This is a genomic window from Burkholderia sp. FL-7-2-10-S1-D7 (assembly GCF_001524185.1).
Lineage (GTDB): Bacteria > Pseudomonadota > Gammaproteobacteria > Burkholderiales > Burkholderiaceae > Burkholderia > Burkholderia diffusa.
Map to the genome: position 1 here is coordinate 356,450 of NZ_LOWY01000100.1, position 15,169 is coordinate 371,618.

Below are 15,169 nucleotides of genomic sequence, written 5' to 3' on the forward strand. Positions count from 1 at the left end.
CGGCGCGACGCAGGTCGCAAGTTTGACGGGTGTTGGTCCCTCCCCGAGGTCAACACCTCTTTTTGCCTGACGAGGGTACGAGGAGGCCTCAATCATGAGGATCTTTTTGGTCGCGCTGCTGCTGGTCGGCACACAAGCCGCCGCGCAGTCTGTTTTTCAGAACCCTGCAGTCTTCGTCATCCTGAGCGAGCAGACCCTGGCGAATGCCGCGAGCGTCCAGCAGGCGCTGACGACGCTCGGCCGCCCGGACAACACGGCATGCGTGCCGATGATGATGGTCGGCGATCCGCAGATGATCTACATGATGCCGGCGGAAGGACACGCACCGTCGTGGCAATCGCCGGTGTACGGTCGTGGCGCGCCGTTCGAAGCGCAGAACGGGCCAACGCCGACCGGCAAGACGATCGGCGCGATGCAGCACGCGCAGGACATGCAGACGCAGCCGTGGAGCGACAGCAGCGCGATCACGCAGAAGATCGCCGGCGAGTCGAGCGTGTCCGCGTCGGCGCGAGTCAGCGACTGGCAGCGCAAAGGGCTGAACACGATCGAGACGGCGCGTGCGACGGAAGTGACGGTGAACGGCAAGACCTACCGTGCTTATCGCGAGGATCTCAACCAGGCCGCGCGGCCCGTCGCCGAACCGCAGATCTACACGCAGCGTGTCGTGTTCTGCCGATGACGAAACTTTCCCGAGCGGACATGCCGGCCGCGTCGCGCGTGGGCAACGCAGGCCCGCCGCGCACCGTTTCGCGCCGTCCATTCCGCCAGACAACCCCATGCGGCGAGGCCATCGTGAACCATTGCTGCCGGATCAGACTGTCAGGCCCACAGGAGGGTGAATGGGTCCCATACGCGCCACCGTTCGTCGCGGTCCCGCGTCTCCATAGCGTGCCGTTACGCCCGCTCGTGTATCTGTCGCAGCGTCCCGATGCGGGGCTCGTCGACTGTCTCGCGTCCCGCGGCTGGGACATATTGCGCGCGAAATCCGTTGCGGACGCACTCAATCTCGTGAAGGCGAACCGCCCGTATGCGGGCATCGTCGATTTCGACGACTTCGCGCCGCCCGACGTCGCGTCGTTCGAGGCGCTGCTGCGCGATCCGCGGATCGGCTGGGTCGCGCTCGCCGACGACGAGCGACTGCGCGATGCCGCCATCGCGCGCCTGATCCGCCAGTGCTGCTTCGGCTACGTGCACGATGCGACGGACTATACGACGATCGGTTATCTCGTCGGCCATGCGTACGGGATGCTGAAACTGGAGGAAAGCGATCCGGCCGTCGATGCCGCGCCGCCCGGCGGCACGATGATCGGCGCGTGCGACGCGATGCGCCGTCTGTTCGCGACGATCCGCAAGGTCGCGAACACCGAGGCCACCGTGTTCATCGCCGGCGAATCCGGCACCGGCAAGGAGTTGACCGCGTCGGCGATCCACCGGCATTCGTCGCGCGCCGACGCGCCGTTCGTCGCCGTGAATTGCGCGGCGATTCCGACGGCGCTGCTGCAGGCCGAGCTGTTCGGCCATGAACGCGGCGCGTTCACCGGCGCGCATCAGCGCAAGATCGGCCGCATCGAGTCTGCGAACGGCGGCACGCTGTTCCTCGATGAGATCGGCGACATGCCGTTCGAGAGCCAGTCGAGCCTGCTGCGGTTCCTGCAGGAGGGCAAGATCGAGCGGCTCGGCGGGCATGTGTCGACGCCGGTGGATGTGCGGATTGTGTCCGCGACCCACGTCGATCTCGAGGCCGCGATGCACGCGGGCCGGTTCCGTGCGGACCTGTACTACCGGCTGTGCGTGTTGCGTATCGACGAGCCGCCGCTGCGCGCGCGCGGCCGCGACATCATGCTGCTCGCCGACCACATATTGCGGTGCTATCGCGGCGACAGCGCGCACCGGATTCGCGGCTTCACGCCGTGCGCGATCGAGGCGATGCACAACTATCCATGGCCCGGCAACGTGCGCGAACTGATCAACCGGATCCGCTTCGCGGTCGTGATGACGAATGGCCCGCTGATCTCGGCCGTCGATCTCGAACTGGGCCAGTACACGTCGCGCCGGCCGCCGACGCTCGCGGAATCGCGCCGCCTGGCCGAGCGGCGCACGATCGAGGAAACGCTGTTGCGGCATCGGCGCCAGCATGCCGATGTCGCGGCGGAACTCGGCGTCTCGCGCGCGACGCTGTACCGCCTGATGACCGCGCACGGCCTGCACGGCTGACGCCGGTTGCGCCCGCGCGGCATGCGGCCCGGGCTCGCGCGGGCGCCGGCCCGTGGCGTCAGGCCGGCCGTTCGAAGCCCGATTCGACCCAGCGTGCGGCACTGGCCTTGTTGAGCTTGAACCCGGCGGAGACCTTCGCGTCGGCCAGCAGCTCGCCGTACGGGTCGAACGCCTTCAGTTGCGCATACGGCTCGAACTCGTCCGGCACGATGTCGAGCGTGACCGACACATCCTGTCCGGCGTCGTCCTGCACCGTCACTTCCTTGTGCAGCATCGCTCGGCGTTGCTGCTCGTGCCGCATCAGCACCTCGGTCGCGGTCTTCACCAGCGTGCGGAACGCATTCGCGTCCATCGGCTTCGGATTCTTCTTGTCGCGACCCATCGTCCACGGGCCGACGAGCGCGGGCTCGGCTTCGCCGTCCTTGATCATCTCGACGGCCCAGCCGTCGTCGTCCTCGTTCTTGATGATGCGGGCCGTCCAGCCGTTGTCGCGCCAGAGGCCGTCTTCGTGGATGGTGGTGTCGTCGGATTGCAGATCGGATTCGGTCATGGGGAAGCGGGGAGTGCGGGTAGCCGGCGAACGGGCGGGCGCGCGGCCGGGAATGGCGCGCTGCCCCTGGCCGGTCGCCCGGAATGGCATGCAAAGGCCGCAATTTTACCCCGCGGGCCGTCCGTGCGGCCCGCGCGACCCGCAACGTCGGCCGTCCGGCCGACCCCGGCTGCCGCCGAACGAGCCGACCGGCGCCGATATCAAACTCGTATCACGCCTGCACGGATTAATTCAGACGGCGCCCCATATCCCGGCCGCGCGTTGCTGCCTAGAATGATGTCCGGGATAAAAATATCCTGAACTTCGATTCAATGCCGATCCGGCCGCGCACGCATTTCGCGTCGTGCGGCCCGGCGAACCTTCTGGAACTGCGCATGGGGAAATTCAGAATTCGCACTGTTTTCGCGTACGACTCGCCGCTGACGCTCGCAGGCATGGAGCACATTGCCGGCGACGCGTGCGCAATCGATCTCGTCGGCGTCTCCCGGACCCCGGGCGATCTGATCGAGGTGCTCGGCAGCCTCGACTGCGACATCGTGCTGGTCGACTATCCGATTCGTGGCGACGTGCAGATGGACGGTCTCGCATTGTTCGACTGGCTGCACAGCACGCGCCCGAACGTCGGAGTCGTCGCGCTCGTCGGGAACGAGAATCCGGTGATCTTCCGCTCGATTCTCGCGAAAGGCGGCGCGAGCCTCGTCAGCAAGTTCGACGAAGTCGGCCACATCGTCACCGCAATCCATTCGAGCTACAGCGGCGGGCGCTATCAGTCGCCGCTCGTTCGGCGCGCGCTCGATGCGGTCACCGAGCGCGACCAGGCGCCGGTGAAACTGTCGACACGCGAGATCGAGGTGATGCGCCTTTATCTGGCCGGCCTGCCGATCAAGGCGATCGCGCAGCGGTTGAACAAGGGCAAGCAGACCGTCAGCGCGCAGAAGATCAGCGCGATGAAGAAACTCGGCGTGACCAACGACATCGAGCTGGTCCAGCGGGCGGCCGGGATCGGGTTCGGCGGTGTCAAGGCCGTGAGCCGGCCGGGCGGAGCGGGGTAAGCGTGGACGAAGCGCGCAAGTAGCGTGGAAGAAGCGCGCAAGCAGCGCGAGAGGGGCCGGGGTCGTGCAGGGGTTGGCCGCGTATTGCCGCCGGTCAGGCGAAATCCGTCGGAATCCGGCGGGATGCCGACGGATGAGGCGACGTCAGGCCGGCAACGCGAATCGCGTGACGGCGTCGCGCAGCGCTTCGGCCTGGTCGCGCAGCGAATGCGCGGCGGCCGCGGCTTGCTCGACGAGTGCCGCGTTCTGCTGCGTGACCTGGTCCATCTCGCCCACCGCGCGGTTGACCTGCTCGATCCCCGCGCTCTGCTCGCGCGACGCATGGCTGATCTCGTCGAGGATCTCGTTCACACGCCGCACCGACTGCACGATCTCGGCCATCGTCTCGCCCGCGTGCGTGACGAGCGACGCGCCGTGCTCGACGGTTTCGTTCGACGACACGATCAGTGACTTGATCTCCTTCGCGGCCGTCGCCGAGCGTTGCGCGAGCGAGCGCACCTCGGCCGCGACCACCGCGAAGCCGCGGCCCTGTTCGCCCGCGCGTGCCGCTTCGACGGCCGCGTTCAGCGCGAGGATGTTGGTCTGGAACGCGATCCCGTCGATCACGCCGATGATGTCGCCGATCTTGTGCGAGCGGTCGGTGATCTCGTTCATCGTGCGCACCACATCGTCGACCACCTCGCTGCCGCGCGTCGCGACCTGCGCGGCCTGGCCCGCGAGCGCCGCGGCCTGGGCGGCGCTCTCCGCGTTCTGCTTCACGTTCGCGGTCATCTGGTCCATGCTCGACGCGGTCTGCACGAGCGCGGCCGCCTGTTCCTCGGTGCGCTGCGACAGATCGGTGTTGCCCGACGCGATCTCGCTCGCGCCGACGTTGATGTTCTCCGTGCCCGTGCGCACGCGCGACACCATGTCGATCAGCCCGCTCTGCATCGTATGCAGTGCATGCAGCAGGCTGCCGCGGTCGTCGTGCTTCACGCTCACGCGCGCGGTCAGGTCGCCCTGCGCGATGCGCTGCGCGGCGTCGAGCGCCACTTCGAGCTCGCCGCCGAGGTTCGCGCGCACGCTTTTCAGCACGAGTACCATCACGACGGTCGAGATCGCGCCGAGCACGGCCGTGATCGCGAGCCAGCGGCCGACGCTCGCGAGCACGGTCGAACGCACGTCGTCCATGTACATGCCCGTCACGAGATACCAGTCCCACGGCGCGAAGCGCTGCACCGCGCTGGTCTTGTCCTGCGGCTTGTCGGCACCCGGCTTCGGCCACAGATACTCGACGAAACCCTTGCCGCCCTCCGCGTTGCCGGCCTTCACGATCTCGACGAACAGGTGCTTGCCGTTCGGATCCGTGAAATTCGACACGTCCTTGCCGTTGAGTTCGGTCTTGATCGGATGCATCACGATCGCCGGCTTCGAATCGTTGATCGAGATGTAGCCGTCGGCGCCGTAGCGCATCGCGGCGATCGCCTCGAGCGCCTTCTGCTTTGCGTCCGCCTCCGGCAATGCGTTCTGTTGCGACAGCTTGTAGTAGTGGTCGGCGACGTTCGTCGCCTGCGCGACCAGCGACGCAAGCTGGTCGCGGCGGTCCGAGATCACCGATGCGCGCGTCTGCCACGCGCCGATGCCGGCGATCACGAGCAGGCCGAGCCACAGGATGACGACCATCGAGGCGAGTTTCTGGTTCAGGGAAAGGGTGCGCATGGGTAGTGAGGTCGGTCAGTCGAACGAGCGCGCCGGAACGGCGTGACGGGATAATTCTTTGACGGCGTGCAGCGGACGTTGCCGTAGGCGGGAAATCCCTTAGAAACGGCAGCGGCGCGATACCGTCGCGCGCGGTGCGGGTATCTATGCATATACATATTCGGCGTCGCTATACTGTCGGGCGATGGCGGTTGCGCGTCGTGCCCCGACGGTCGGGCGAACGGCGGCGTCGTCGAACGAACCCGAAAGGAGGCAACGATGCGAATTCTGGTGGTGGGGGCCGGCGCGGTCGGCGGATACTTCGGCGGCCGGCTCGCGGCGGCGGGGCGCGATGTGACGTTCCTGGTGCGCGACGGCCGAGCGGCCGCGCTCGCGCGCGACGGGCTCCTGATTCGCAGCCCGCGCGGCGACCTGACGCTCGCGAACGTGCAGACGCTGCGCGCGAGCGACGCGGCCGCGCCGTTCGACCTGGTGCTGTTGAGCTGCAAGGCGTACAGCCTCGACGATGCGATTGCATCGTTCGCGCCGTTCGTCGGGCCGACTACGCTGATCCTGCCGATGCTCAACGGGATGCGTCATCTCGACGTGCTGCGCGACCGGTTCGATGCCGCGCAGGTGCTCGGCGGCCTGTGCGTGATCGCGGCGACGCTTGATCGCGAGCAGCGGATCGTGCATCTGAACGACACGGCAGGGCTGTCGTTCGGCGAACTCGCCGGCGGCGAATCGGCGCGCGTGCGCGCGGTGGCCGAGGTGCTCGGCGGCGCGGGTTTCGATGCGGCGCTCAGCAACGACATCGCCGCGCGGATGTGGGACAAGTGGGTGTTCCTCGCGACGCTCGCGGCGAGCACGTCGCTGTTTCGCGGTTCGATCGGCGACATTCTCGCCGCACCGGACGGCCGCCGCCTGCTCGAGACGATGCTCGACGAATGCAGTGCGATCGCCGCGCATAACGGTTACAGGCCCGATCCCGCCGCGGTCGAGCGGATGCAGCGGATGGTGTTGACGCCGTCGCCGCTGACCGCATCGATGCTGCGCGACGTCGAAAACCGCGCACGGGTCGAAGCCGATCACGTGATCGGCGACCTGCTTGCCCGCCGTGACCCGCGGGCGGCGGATGCGTTGTCGTTGCTGCGGATCGCGTACAACCACCTGAAGACGTACGAGGTGCGTGTCGCGCGGGAAAGCGCGGCGGCGTAGCCGAGGCAGCGGCCGTCGTCGGCCCGCATGGCGGCCGTTCTCCGGCGCGCACGGGATCCGCGTGAACAGCGTAAACCCGACCATTACGCTCACGCCAATGGTGCAGTTCGCGTGGAGCGAGCCGGAAAAGCGCGCGCCGATGCTCGCGGCGATTCCGCTCGGGCGATTCGTGGAACCGGACGAGGTGGTCGAGCCGATCCTTTTCCTGCTCAGCGACGCAGCCTCGATGTTCAGCGGCGTGCCGCCGGCGATCGACGGCGGGTATACGGCGCGCTAGCCGGCGCGCGGGCGACCGGGGGTTGCCCGTTCTCGTCGTCGCGCGTGCCGACGCCGGCTAAACGGGATCCTTGCTCGGTGGCCCGTCGGGTTGCTGCGGGTTGTCGTGCGGATGCCCCGGTGGCGGTGGCGACAACGGATCGTCTTCCGGATCGCGGTTCGGGTCGGCCGGGGGCTCGGGCATCGGGGTCGTGTGGTCCATGGAGCGCTCGTGTAGTGCGTGACGACGGTGGCGCGGCGGCCGCGCCTCGTCTTCGTTATAGGCAATCGGACGAGCGTTTGCAGCGGGATTCTCGCGGCGGCATCCGGATTGCAGATGATAGTCGAGTGTCTGCGGGTATCGCGTCGGATCTTGCGCCGGATCTCGCGGTGGCACGTTTGTGCAATGCGCTGCGTGGCCGGCGCGCGCCGGCGTCAGCGTAGATCCGCCGGCGTATCGACGTCGCGCAGGATGCCGGGATCGTCGACGTCGAGCAGGTTCACCGACCCGCTGACGAATAGCGCGCGGGCGCCCGTATCGCCGTCGAGCGCGGCGAGCGCATCGTAATGGTGCGCGGCGAAGCCGACCGGATGACCGCGTACGCCGCGATGGACGGGAGCGACGATCGACGCGTCATCGGCGTCGAGCGCGCGCGTGAGCATTTCGTAGGTAGATGCCGCGATCCACGGCATGTCGCCGAGCGCGACCAGCCAGCCGGTTGCTTCCGGCGTCGCGCGGACACCGGCCGCGAGGCTCGCGCCCATGCCGCGCATCGTGTCGGGCGCGTAGACGACCTGGCAGCCGGCTTCATTCAGCAGAACGGCGAGTTTTTCGGCGCCGGGGCGCACGACGGCGATCACGTCGGCCGTGGCCGCGGCGAGGCGACGGGCAGCCGCGACCGCAACCGGCGTGCCGTCGGGAAGCAGCGCGAGCAGCTTGCTGTGCAGACCGCTTGGGTCGAAGCGTTGACCGAGACCGCCGGCGAGCAGGACGCCGGTGGCGAGTGACGCATAGGACATCGGCGCGGGGGGAGGAAGGCAGGTGGGCCGATTGTGCGGGAGTGGGCGGGGATCGGCAAGTGCGGATGTCACCGATGCGTGCGCATTGCCGCCGGACAGAATGTTCGCGGGCAGCTTCGTCGAGCAGAGTGTGCTCGACAGGGCTCGATATGGCGAGCGATTCGCTTTGCATCACGAGGCAATCGCGGCCGTAGCGCTGCCAATGCCGCTATTCGCGTGGCAATGCGTGAAACCGGTATGGGGCGGCGCGTTGATCGATAGCGGACGGTGTCGCGCGAGCGTCGCCATCGGTTCGGTCAGACGAATCGCCTGTCGACCGAAGTCCGGCTCCGTCGGTGCGTGATCTGGCCGACGGGTAGATGTCGGTCATCAAAGCGTCTTCACGTGCGCATACGCACGAATCCGAAAAACCGCCTTAAGCATCCGCCCACTTCCTCAACAGGTTGTGATAAACCCCCGTCAGAGAAATGACCATCGGATCTTTCGCGCCTTTGTCCGCCGACAACGCCTGAATCTGCGTATCGAGCTGAAACAGCAGCGTGCGATTGCCGTCGTCGCGCACCATGCTCTGGATCCAGAAGAACGACGCGACCCGTTCCCCGCGCGTCACGGGCGTCACCCGATGCAGGCTCGACGCCGGATACAACACGAGATCGCCCGCCGGCAGCTTCGCGCGATGCATGCCGTATGTATCTTCCACGCACAGCTCGCCGCCGTCGTACGCGTGCGGTTCCTCGAGAAACAACGTCGCCGACAGGTCGCTGCGCACGCGAAAATCCGTACCGCGCAGCAGCCTGATCGCGTTGTCGACATGCGTGCCGAACGCCTCGCCGCCTTCGTAGCGATTGAACAGCGGCGGAAACACCTTGAGCGGCAGCGCCGCCGAAAAGAACAGCGGATGTCGGGCCAGCGCATCCTGGATCGCATCGCCGACCGCGCGCGCGACCGGCGAATCTTCCGGCAACTGCCGGTTGCGTTTCGCGAGCGCCGACTGCGTGCCGGACGTTGCGTTGCCGTCGACCCAGTCGGCGGCATCGAGCATCTCGCGGCATTGCGCGACCTGCGCCTTGGTCAGCACGCCGGGGATATGAAGCATCATGATTCGGACTCCATACCATGAGGCGGCAGCTGCAGCGCCGCCGCGCGCAACGCATCGAGCGGCGACGACGCGAGATACGCGCGCATCTTCGCGACGAACGCGGGGGTGGCGGTGGCCGGCACGCGCGCGAGCCAGACGAGGGCTTCGTCAACGCGCCCGCGATCGGCGAGCAGCCGCGCGTAGTTGAACTGGCCGCGAAAATCACCGGCCTCGGCGGCGCGGCGATAGTGGTCGAACGCGGCATCGATATCGACGGCCACGACCCAGCCGTCCTCGTAGAAGCCGCCGATCAGGTTGATCGATTTCGCATGGCCGAGCGCAGCGGCGCGGCGAAACCATTCGAGCGCGGCGGCGCGATCCTCGGCGATGCCGTTGCCGAGCGCGAGCGCCGTCGCATGGTTGTACATGCCCCAGTCGAGGCCGGCTTGCGCGGCGAGCCGGTACCAGTACACGGCCACCGGTGCGCATGCGGCCGTGCCCCAGCCGAACTCGTAGCAGCGGCCGAGCATGTTCATCGCCATCGGGTGACCGGCTCGTGCCGCATGCCGGAACCAGCCGAATGCGGCGGCCGGATCGCGCGCGACGCCGTGCCCGTCGAGCAGGTACTGGCCGTAGACGGCTTGCGCGTCGACGATCCCGTTTTCGGCGGCTGCCGCGACCCACGCCGCGGCGCGCTCGGGCGGCCCGGCCAGGATCTCGGCGAACGCACGCGGCGACACCGACGCGAGCGCCTTCAGCGAGACGGTCTCCATCGATCAGTAGCGCGCGTTCAGCGTGACGAACGCCGAGCGGCCCGGCGCGATCGACGCATAGTGTGCCGGATACGCCTGATCGAAATACGCGCGGTTGAACAGGTTGTTCACGTTCAGTTGCAGATCGAGCTTCTTGTTGATCCGGTATTGCGCCATCGCGTCGAAGCGCCAGTACGACGGCACCGCACGCAGGTTCGCGGGATCGCCGAACACTTCCGACATGTAGAACGCGCCGCCGCCGACGGTGAACTTCGGCGTCACGTCGTAGTTCGACCACATCGTCAGGCTGTGCTTCGGCGTATTGGGGAACCGGTTGCCGTTGTTCGCGGCATCCTTGCCGTTGTCGCGCAGCTCGCTCTTCATGTACGTATAGCCGCCGAACACCTGCCACTGCTTCGTGATCTGCCCGGCGACGCCGAGCTCGAGACCCTGCACGCGCTTGTTGCCGACCATCGCGTACTGGTTGTTCGGCAGCGTCACGCGGGCGTTCGTCGTGTCGATCTGGAACAGCGCGGCGGTCAGCGACAGCTTGTCGTGGAGCACGTTCCACTTCGTGCCGAGTTCGATGCTGCGGTTCTTCTCCGGCGACAGCTGATCGGCGTTCGCCCCGACGCCGCCGCGACCCGGCGTGAGCGATTGCGTTTCGCTGCCTTCGCCGAGCAGCATGCCGGCCGGCATCGACGACGTCGCATACGACGCGTAGATGCTGCCGTTCCGCGCGGGCTTGAACACGACGCCGGCCTGCCAGTTCACGAGCGTGTCGTCGCGCGTGTAGGTCTTGCCGCCGTTCGCCCTGGTGTCGGTGAAGCGGGTCGAGTAGTCGTCGACGCGCACGCCGGCGTTCACTTGCCAGCGCGGCGTGAGCTCGATCGTGTCGAAGCCGTAGATCGACTTGGTCGTGGTTCGCGCATGCGCATAGTCGTTGTTGCGCGTGACGGAACCGGCCCACGGATCGTTCGGGTTCGGCGACCACAGGCTCGTGCAGTTGTAGCCGGACGGCGCGCCGATGCCCTTCTGACAGATCGTGCCCGTGTCGGTCGCGACCGTGTACGAATCGCGCTTGCCCCATTCGCGCGACAGCTCGATGCCGGTCGTGAAGCTGTGCTTGAACGGGCCGGTGCGGAATTCGCCGAACAGTTCGGTCAGGTTCGCGAGGCTGTTGATCGAGCTGTTGCGGTTGTTGTTGCGGCGCCAGACCTTGCCGTTGACCACGTTGCCCTGGCTGTCGTCGGGCTGCGTCCAGATGTAGTCCTGCGTCGATTCCGTGTAGCGCGTGGTGTTGCGCACCGTCAGATTCGGCGTGATGTCGTGCTCGATCCTGATCGTGCTGATGTCCGACGTGGTCTTGCGGAAGTCGCGGTCGATCAGGCCGTAGAAGTTGTGGCGGTCGACGGGCGCAGGATGGATCGTGTCGACGTTCGCGGGCTTGTTCGACGTCGTGTAGAAGTAGGGGATGCCGCTGTCGGGCAGGTCGTCGGTCGACAGGTGGTAGTAGCTCGCGGTCACGCGCGTCGGCGTGCCGAGACCGAACGCGATCGACGGCGCGACACCCCAGCGCTCGTTGTTGACGGCGTCGCGGCCGGCGACGTCGTTGTTGTGGCTCATCAGGTTCAGGCGGAACGCCGCGTGATCGGCGAACTGCCAGTTGCCGTCGGCGGTGAAGCGGCGGTAGCGGTCGGTGCCGAGGCCGGCGCTCGCGGCAGCCGTCGTCCCGAGGTGCGGCGCTTTCGTGATCAGGTTGATGCTGCCGCCCGCGCCGCCGCGGCCGCCGTATGCGCCGTCGGAGCCCTTGGTGATCTCGACGCGCTCGGTGTTGAAGATCTCGCGCGTGGTCGCGCCCGTGTCGCGCAGCCCGTCGACGAACATGCTGCCTTGCGTGTCGTAGCCGCGGATGAACGGACGATCGCCGAGCGGGTTACCGCCTTCGCCGGCGCCGAACGTGATGCCCGGCACGGTGCGCAGCGCTTCGGTCAGCGTTGCCGCACCGCTGTTCTGGATCAGCTCTTGCGGGATCACGGTCACGGACTTCGGCGTGTCGACGAGCGGCGCGGTGAATTTCGTGGATGCGGAGAAGTCGGCCTTGTAGCTGTGCTCGGTCTTGCCCTGGACCTCGATCGGCGCGAGATGGCCTTCGGTGCTGACCGGTGCGGGCAGCGGTGTGCCGTCTGCGAACGCCGGGCTCGCGGCGAGCACGCTGCACAGGGTGGTGAATTTGCCGAGCTTCAGCTCTTCAGAACGGGACTTCATGATGCGCTTCGACCTCGCAGTGTGGCCCCTGGAACGACGCGCTACGGGAATGTGCACGCCGCCGGGGATTATTACAATTTGTTTTCAGGCGGCATTCTATGTAATTTCAAGTTAAATGAGAAGCGTTCTTGTTCGCATTTGTAGCAAGAACGTTGACGAATGTTGCAGAGGGTGTGAACGCTGGCGGGGCGGGCAGGCGGGTCGAATCGGTCTCGCGAAAATGCGATTCGGCGTGGCGGCGTTGCCGGAAGGGCGGAGGCGGGACTGGCTGCACCCAAGCATCGAGGAGCGCATCGTGCCGCTGTTTCGCGGCCGGGTCCTGCCGTTCGATGTTGCAGCCAGCAAAGCGTATGCGAGCCTTCGTGCGAAGGCTCGTGCGACGGGCAACGCGCTGGCATCGGCCAACGGCTCTATCGCCGCAACAGCCGCAGCGAACGGCTTGATCGTGGCCGCACGCGACGTCGCGCCGTTCGAAGCGGCGGGCTTGCGTGTGATCGACCCGTGGGCCAGCCGACGCGGGGCCGGCCGCTCCCGCATTGTCCGCATCGAAAATGAAAAACGCGCCGTGCGAGGCGGCGCGTCGTGTGCGTTACGTCCGTGCGCGGCCCTTGAGCCGAAGCGGTCTCGAGACCGGACGGGCGCGACCCCGGATGCGGGTCAATCGATCCCGTGAAACACCGCATCCTCCGGCCCGAGGTACGCCGGTGGGCGCCACGTCGCGTCGCGCATCGAATGTTGAACCAGATTCTCAACGCCGAGCAGCACCGCGAAGATCGCCATCCGCACCGGAATGCCGTTGTCGGTTTGCCGGAAGATCGCGAGGCGCGGATCGCGGTTCAGGTCGACCGACAGGTCGTTCGCGCCGGGCCGGCTGTCGCGCGGCAGCGGGTGCATGATCAGCGTGTCGGGTTTGCAGACGGAATCGACGAGCGCCTGGTTGATCTGGAAATCCGGCGTGTAGCCTTCGAACGATTCGTCGGTGAAGCGCTCCTTCTGGATCCGCGTCGCGTAGACGACGTCCGCGCCGCGCAGCCCGGCCGCGAGGTCGTTCGTCTGCTCGATCACGTGGCCGTTCGTCGCGATCTGGTCGATGATGTACGCGGGCATTTCGAGCGTCGGCGGCGACACGAGCGTGAACTTCAGCCCGCGGTACAGTGCGAGCAGCTTGACGAGCGAGTGCACGGTGCGGCCGTATTTCAGGTCGCCGACGAGCGCGATATGCGCGCCGTCGACGATCTTGCCGAGTCGCGAGAACTCGCGCTGGATCGTATAGAGATCGAGGAGCGCCTGGCTCGGGTGCTCGCCCGGGCCGTCGCCGCCGTTGATCACCGGCAGGTTGGTCGCGCGCGCGAACTCCGCAACCGAGCCTTTCTCCGGGTGGCGGATCACGAGCGCGTCGACGTAGCCGGCCATCACGCGGCTCGTGTCGTAGATCGATTCGCCCTTGGCCATCGACGAGAACGTGAAGCCGGTCGTGTCGCATACCGAGCCGCCGAGCCGGCAGAAAGCCGCGCCGAACGACACGCGGGTGCGCGTGCTGGCCTCGAAGAACAGGTTGCCGAGCACGGCGCCTTCGAGCACGCGGGAGATCTTGTGGCGGCGCGCGATCGGCTGCATCACGTCGGCGACGCGGAACAGCGCCTCGACCGAATCACGGGAGAATTGGTCCACGGAAATCAGCTGCGGCTTGCCTTCGAACAGGAATTGCTTCGCGAGCCCCTGCTTTTCTACGCTTTGCGTATAGTCTCCGCCGTCCGGTACCGCGCGTTCGACGATTTCCGACACGAATCGCTCGACGATCTCGGGCATGCCGCGCGATTCCTGCGAATCGTCGGGCAACAGCCACGTGTCCAGCGCACGGCGGCTGACGCCGATGCGGTTCGCGAACGCTTCGCGAGTCATGTTGAGGCGGCGCATCGCGTCGCGCAGGAAGGCTTGCTGGGGAACGGTCATCGGCGGCACCTGATGAGAAATATACGCGGTGCGTATATTAGTTCGAGGCCGGCCGAAGTCAAGGAAAATCTGCGCGACGGCCCGTGTGGCCTGCGTCACACCGGCTCGGCGAACACTGGCGCGCGGCGGCTGTCTCCGTATAATCAGGTCAGGCCCCGTGTCCTGCGAGCCGCAGGGCACCACGCCGCATACGATTCGCCCGGTCGGGCATGTTGACTCCAAGGAGAATGAGAATGACGCGTACGATTGCTGCAGTGCTGCTGGTCGTGACCGCCGCACTCGCTGGTTGCAATACCGTTGCAGGCGTGGGACAGGACATTTCGAAGGGTGGCCAGGCAATTAGCGATACCGCCGAGAAGGCGAAGTAAGCCACCGGGTTCCGGAATGTAGAAGGCGCCGGGCCGCCACGCGATCGCGGGGCGGCCCGGCGCCTTTTTCATGGCGCGCGGGAGGCGGCGTCAGGCGCTTTCCACGAACGCGTAACGGCCCTCGACCTTGCGCGGCGTGAACCAGCCGAAGTCCGGGAACAGTCGGTTGCGGACGAACCAGACGTAGCCGACCAGGATGACCGTCACGCCGAGGGTCGGCAGCGCGGTCGACGGGTCGCGGCCGAGATCGGCGATGGTCTTCGGCACTTGCAGCAGCGACAGGATGATGAACGCGTGATACGCGCCGACGCGATGGGTCGCGAAGCCCCAGATGAACAGCAGCGACAGCGGCACCGTCAAAGCGAGGAACAGCACCGCGGCGCCTATGTTGAGTCCGTTCACCAGGATCAGATAGGCGAGTGCGACGCTGATCAACAACTGCGCGACGCCGAGCGCGATCAGGACCCGGGTATGCACCTTGTTTTTCCTGCACAGTTCGGGGTCGGGGCGCGACGCGATCAGGCGCGCGAGCACGCGATCCTTGAGGCCCTGTCCGGCCAGCTCGGCAAGCACGTCGGCTTTCCTCGCGCCCGCGGACAGCAGCGCCGCGATTCTTGTTTTGGCTTCCTTCTTGTTCATGGCGATGCGAATTATTGTTCGATGGTGGTCAAATGGCCCGGCCACGCGAATATTGCATCTTGCGCGACGGTACGCAACGATTTTGCCGCGTGCGGACACATTCCTACAGTCGTCGATGGCGGACG

The 15,169-nt window shown here is 66.7% G+C and carries 14 protein-coding genes and 2 pseudogenes; 7 read left to right on the top strand and 9 right to left on the bottom strand.

The genetic code is table 11. From position 1 onward, the window contains the following. Positions 1–94: 94 nt before the first annotated feature. The gene (locus tag WS75_RS29720) at positions 95–679 is read left to right on the top strand and encodes a hypothetical protein (RefSeq protein WP_059686021.1); all 585 of its coding nucleotides are present in this window, start codon (positions 95–97) and stop codon (positions 677–679) included. Between the two features lie 113 nt (positions 680–792). Next, entirely contained in the window at positions 793–2,214 is a 1,422-nt protein-coding gene (locus tag WS75_RS29725) for a sigma-54 dependent transcriptional regulator (RefSeq protein ID WP_059686395.1), read from the top strand. A 58-nt stretch (positions 2,215–2,272) separates the two neighbouring features. On the opposite strand, the gene WS75_RS29730 is transcribed toward WS75_RS29725, so the two are convergent. After that, positions 2,273–2,764, bottom strand: coding sequence for a hypothetical protein (locus tag WS75_RS29730; RefSeq protein WP_059686023.1), 492 nt, complete (start codon positions 2,762–2,764; stop codon positions 2,273–2,275). 374 nt (positions 2,765–3,138) lie between these two features. On the opposite strand from WS75_RS29730, the gene WS75_RS29735 reads away from it, so the two are divergent. Beyond that, entirely contained in the window at positions 3,139–3,816 is a 678-nt protein-coding gene (locus tag WS75_RS29735; protein WP_059686397.1) for a response regulator transcription factor, read from the top strand. 144 nt (positions 3,817–3,960) lie between these two features. On the opposite strand, the gene WS75_RS29740 is transcribed toward WS75_RS29735, so the two are convergent. Further along, positions 3,961–5,514 carry a methyl-accepting chemotaxis protein gene (locus WS75_RS29740; protein WP_059686025.1) on the bottom strand — a complete coding sequence of 518 codons (1,554 nt, stop codon included), beginning with the start codon at positions 5,512–5,514 and terminating at the stop codon, positions 3,961–3,963. A 258-nt stretch (positions 5,515–5,772) separates the two neighbouring features. Here WS75_RS29740 and panE point away from each other — a divergent pair, with 258 nt between their 5' ends. After that, positions 5,773–6,711 carry a 2-dehydropantoate 2-reductase gene (gene panE / locus WS75_RS29745; protein ID WP_059686027.1) on the top strand — a complete coding sequence of 313 codons (939 nt, stop codon included), beginning with the start codon at positions 5,773–5,775 and terminating at the stop codon, positions 6,709–6,711. Positions 6,712–6,754: 43 nt separating this feature from the next. Beyond that, positions 6,755–6,988: pseudogene (locus WS75_RS29750) on the top strand (SDR family oxidoreductase); the annotation flags it as partial. A 57-nt stretch (positions 6,989–7,045) separates the two neighbouring features. Here WS75_RS29750 and WS75_RS34285 read toward each other — a convergent pair. The 5 genes from WS75_RS34285 to WS75_RS29770 all read right to left on the bottom strand — a co-directional run bounded on the left by WS75_RS34285 (position 7,046) and on the right by WS75_RS29770 (position 12,084). Continuing rightward, positions 7,046–7,189 carry a hypothetical protein gene (locus tag WS75_RS34285; protein WP_006752960.1) on the bottom strand — a complete coding sequence of 48 codons (144 nt, stop codon included), beginning with the start codon at positions 7,187–7,189 and terminating at the stop codon, positions 7,046–7,048. Between the two features lie 212 nt (positions 7,190–7,401). Then, positions 7,402–7,986 (bottom strand): nucleotidyltransferase family protein, encoded by a 585-nt coding sequence (locus tag WS75_RS29755; RefSeq protein WP_059686031.1) that lies wholly within the window; start codon positions 7,984–7,986, stop codon positions 7,402–7,404. 415 nt (positions 7,987–8,401) lie between these two features. Next, positions 8,402–9,085: a Fe2+-dependent dioxygenase gene (locus tag WS75_RS29760; protein WP_059686033.1), complete on the bottom strand. Its 684-nt coding sequence runs from the start codon at positions 9,083–9,085 to the stop codon at positions 8,402–8,404. Continuing rightward, on the bottom strand, positions 9,082–9,837 hold the full coding sequence (locus tag WS75_RS29765; RefSeq protein ID WP_059686035.1) for a tetratricopeptide repeat protein: 756 nt from the start codon (positions 9,835–9,837) through the stop codon (positions 9,082–9,084). Before WS75_RS29765 ends, WS75_RS29760 begins: the two co-directional genes overlap by 4 nt. 3 nt (positions 9,838–9,840) lie before the next feature. After that, a complete protein-coding gene (locus WS75_RS29770; RefSeq protein ID WP_059686037.1) occupies positions 9,841–12,084 on the bottom strand; it encodes a TonB-dependent receptor in 2,244 nt (747 codons plus the stop codon). Between the two features lie 205 nt (positions 12,085–12,289). Here WS75_RS29770 and WS75_RS33100 point away from each other — a divergent pair. Beyond that, positions 12,290–12,592, top strand: a pseudogene (locus WS75_RS33100) (VapC toxin family PIN domain ribonuclease); the annotation flags it as partial. Between the two features lie 149 nt (positions 12,593–12,741). Here WS75_RS33100 and WS75_RS29780 read toward each other — a convergent pair. Next, entirely contained in the window at positions 12,742–14,037 is a 1,296-nt protein-coding gene (locus WS75_RS29780; protein WP_059686041.1) for an aspartate carbamoyltransferase, read from the bottom strand. 233 nt (positions 14,038–14,270) lie between these two features. Between WS75_RS29780 and WS75_RS29785 the strand changes: the two genes are divergently transcribed. Further along, positions 14,271–14,405 carry an entericidin A/B family lipoprotein gene (locus tag WS75_RS29785; protein WP_006752948.1) on the top strand — a complete coding sequence of 45 codons (135 nt, stop codon included), beginning with the start codon at positions 14,271–14,273 and terminating at the stop codon, positions 14,403–14,405. Between the two features lie 90 nt (positions 14,406–14,495). Here the strand turns inward: WS75_RS29785 and WS75_RS29790 are convergent, their stop codons facing one another. Then, positions 14,496–15,044 carry a hypothetical protein gene (locus WS75_RS29790; RefSeq protein ID WP_059686043.1) on the bottom strand — a complete coding sequence of 183 codons (549 nt, stop codon included), beginning with the start codon at positions 15,042–15,044 and terminating at the stop codon, positions 14,496–14,498. Between the last annotated feature and the right edge of the window lie 125 nt (positions 15,045–15,169).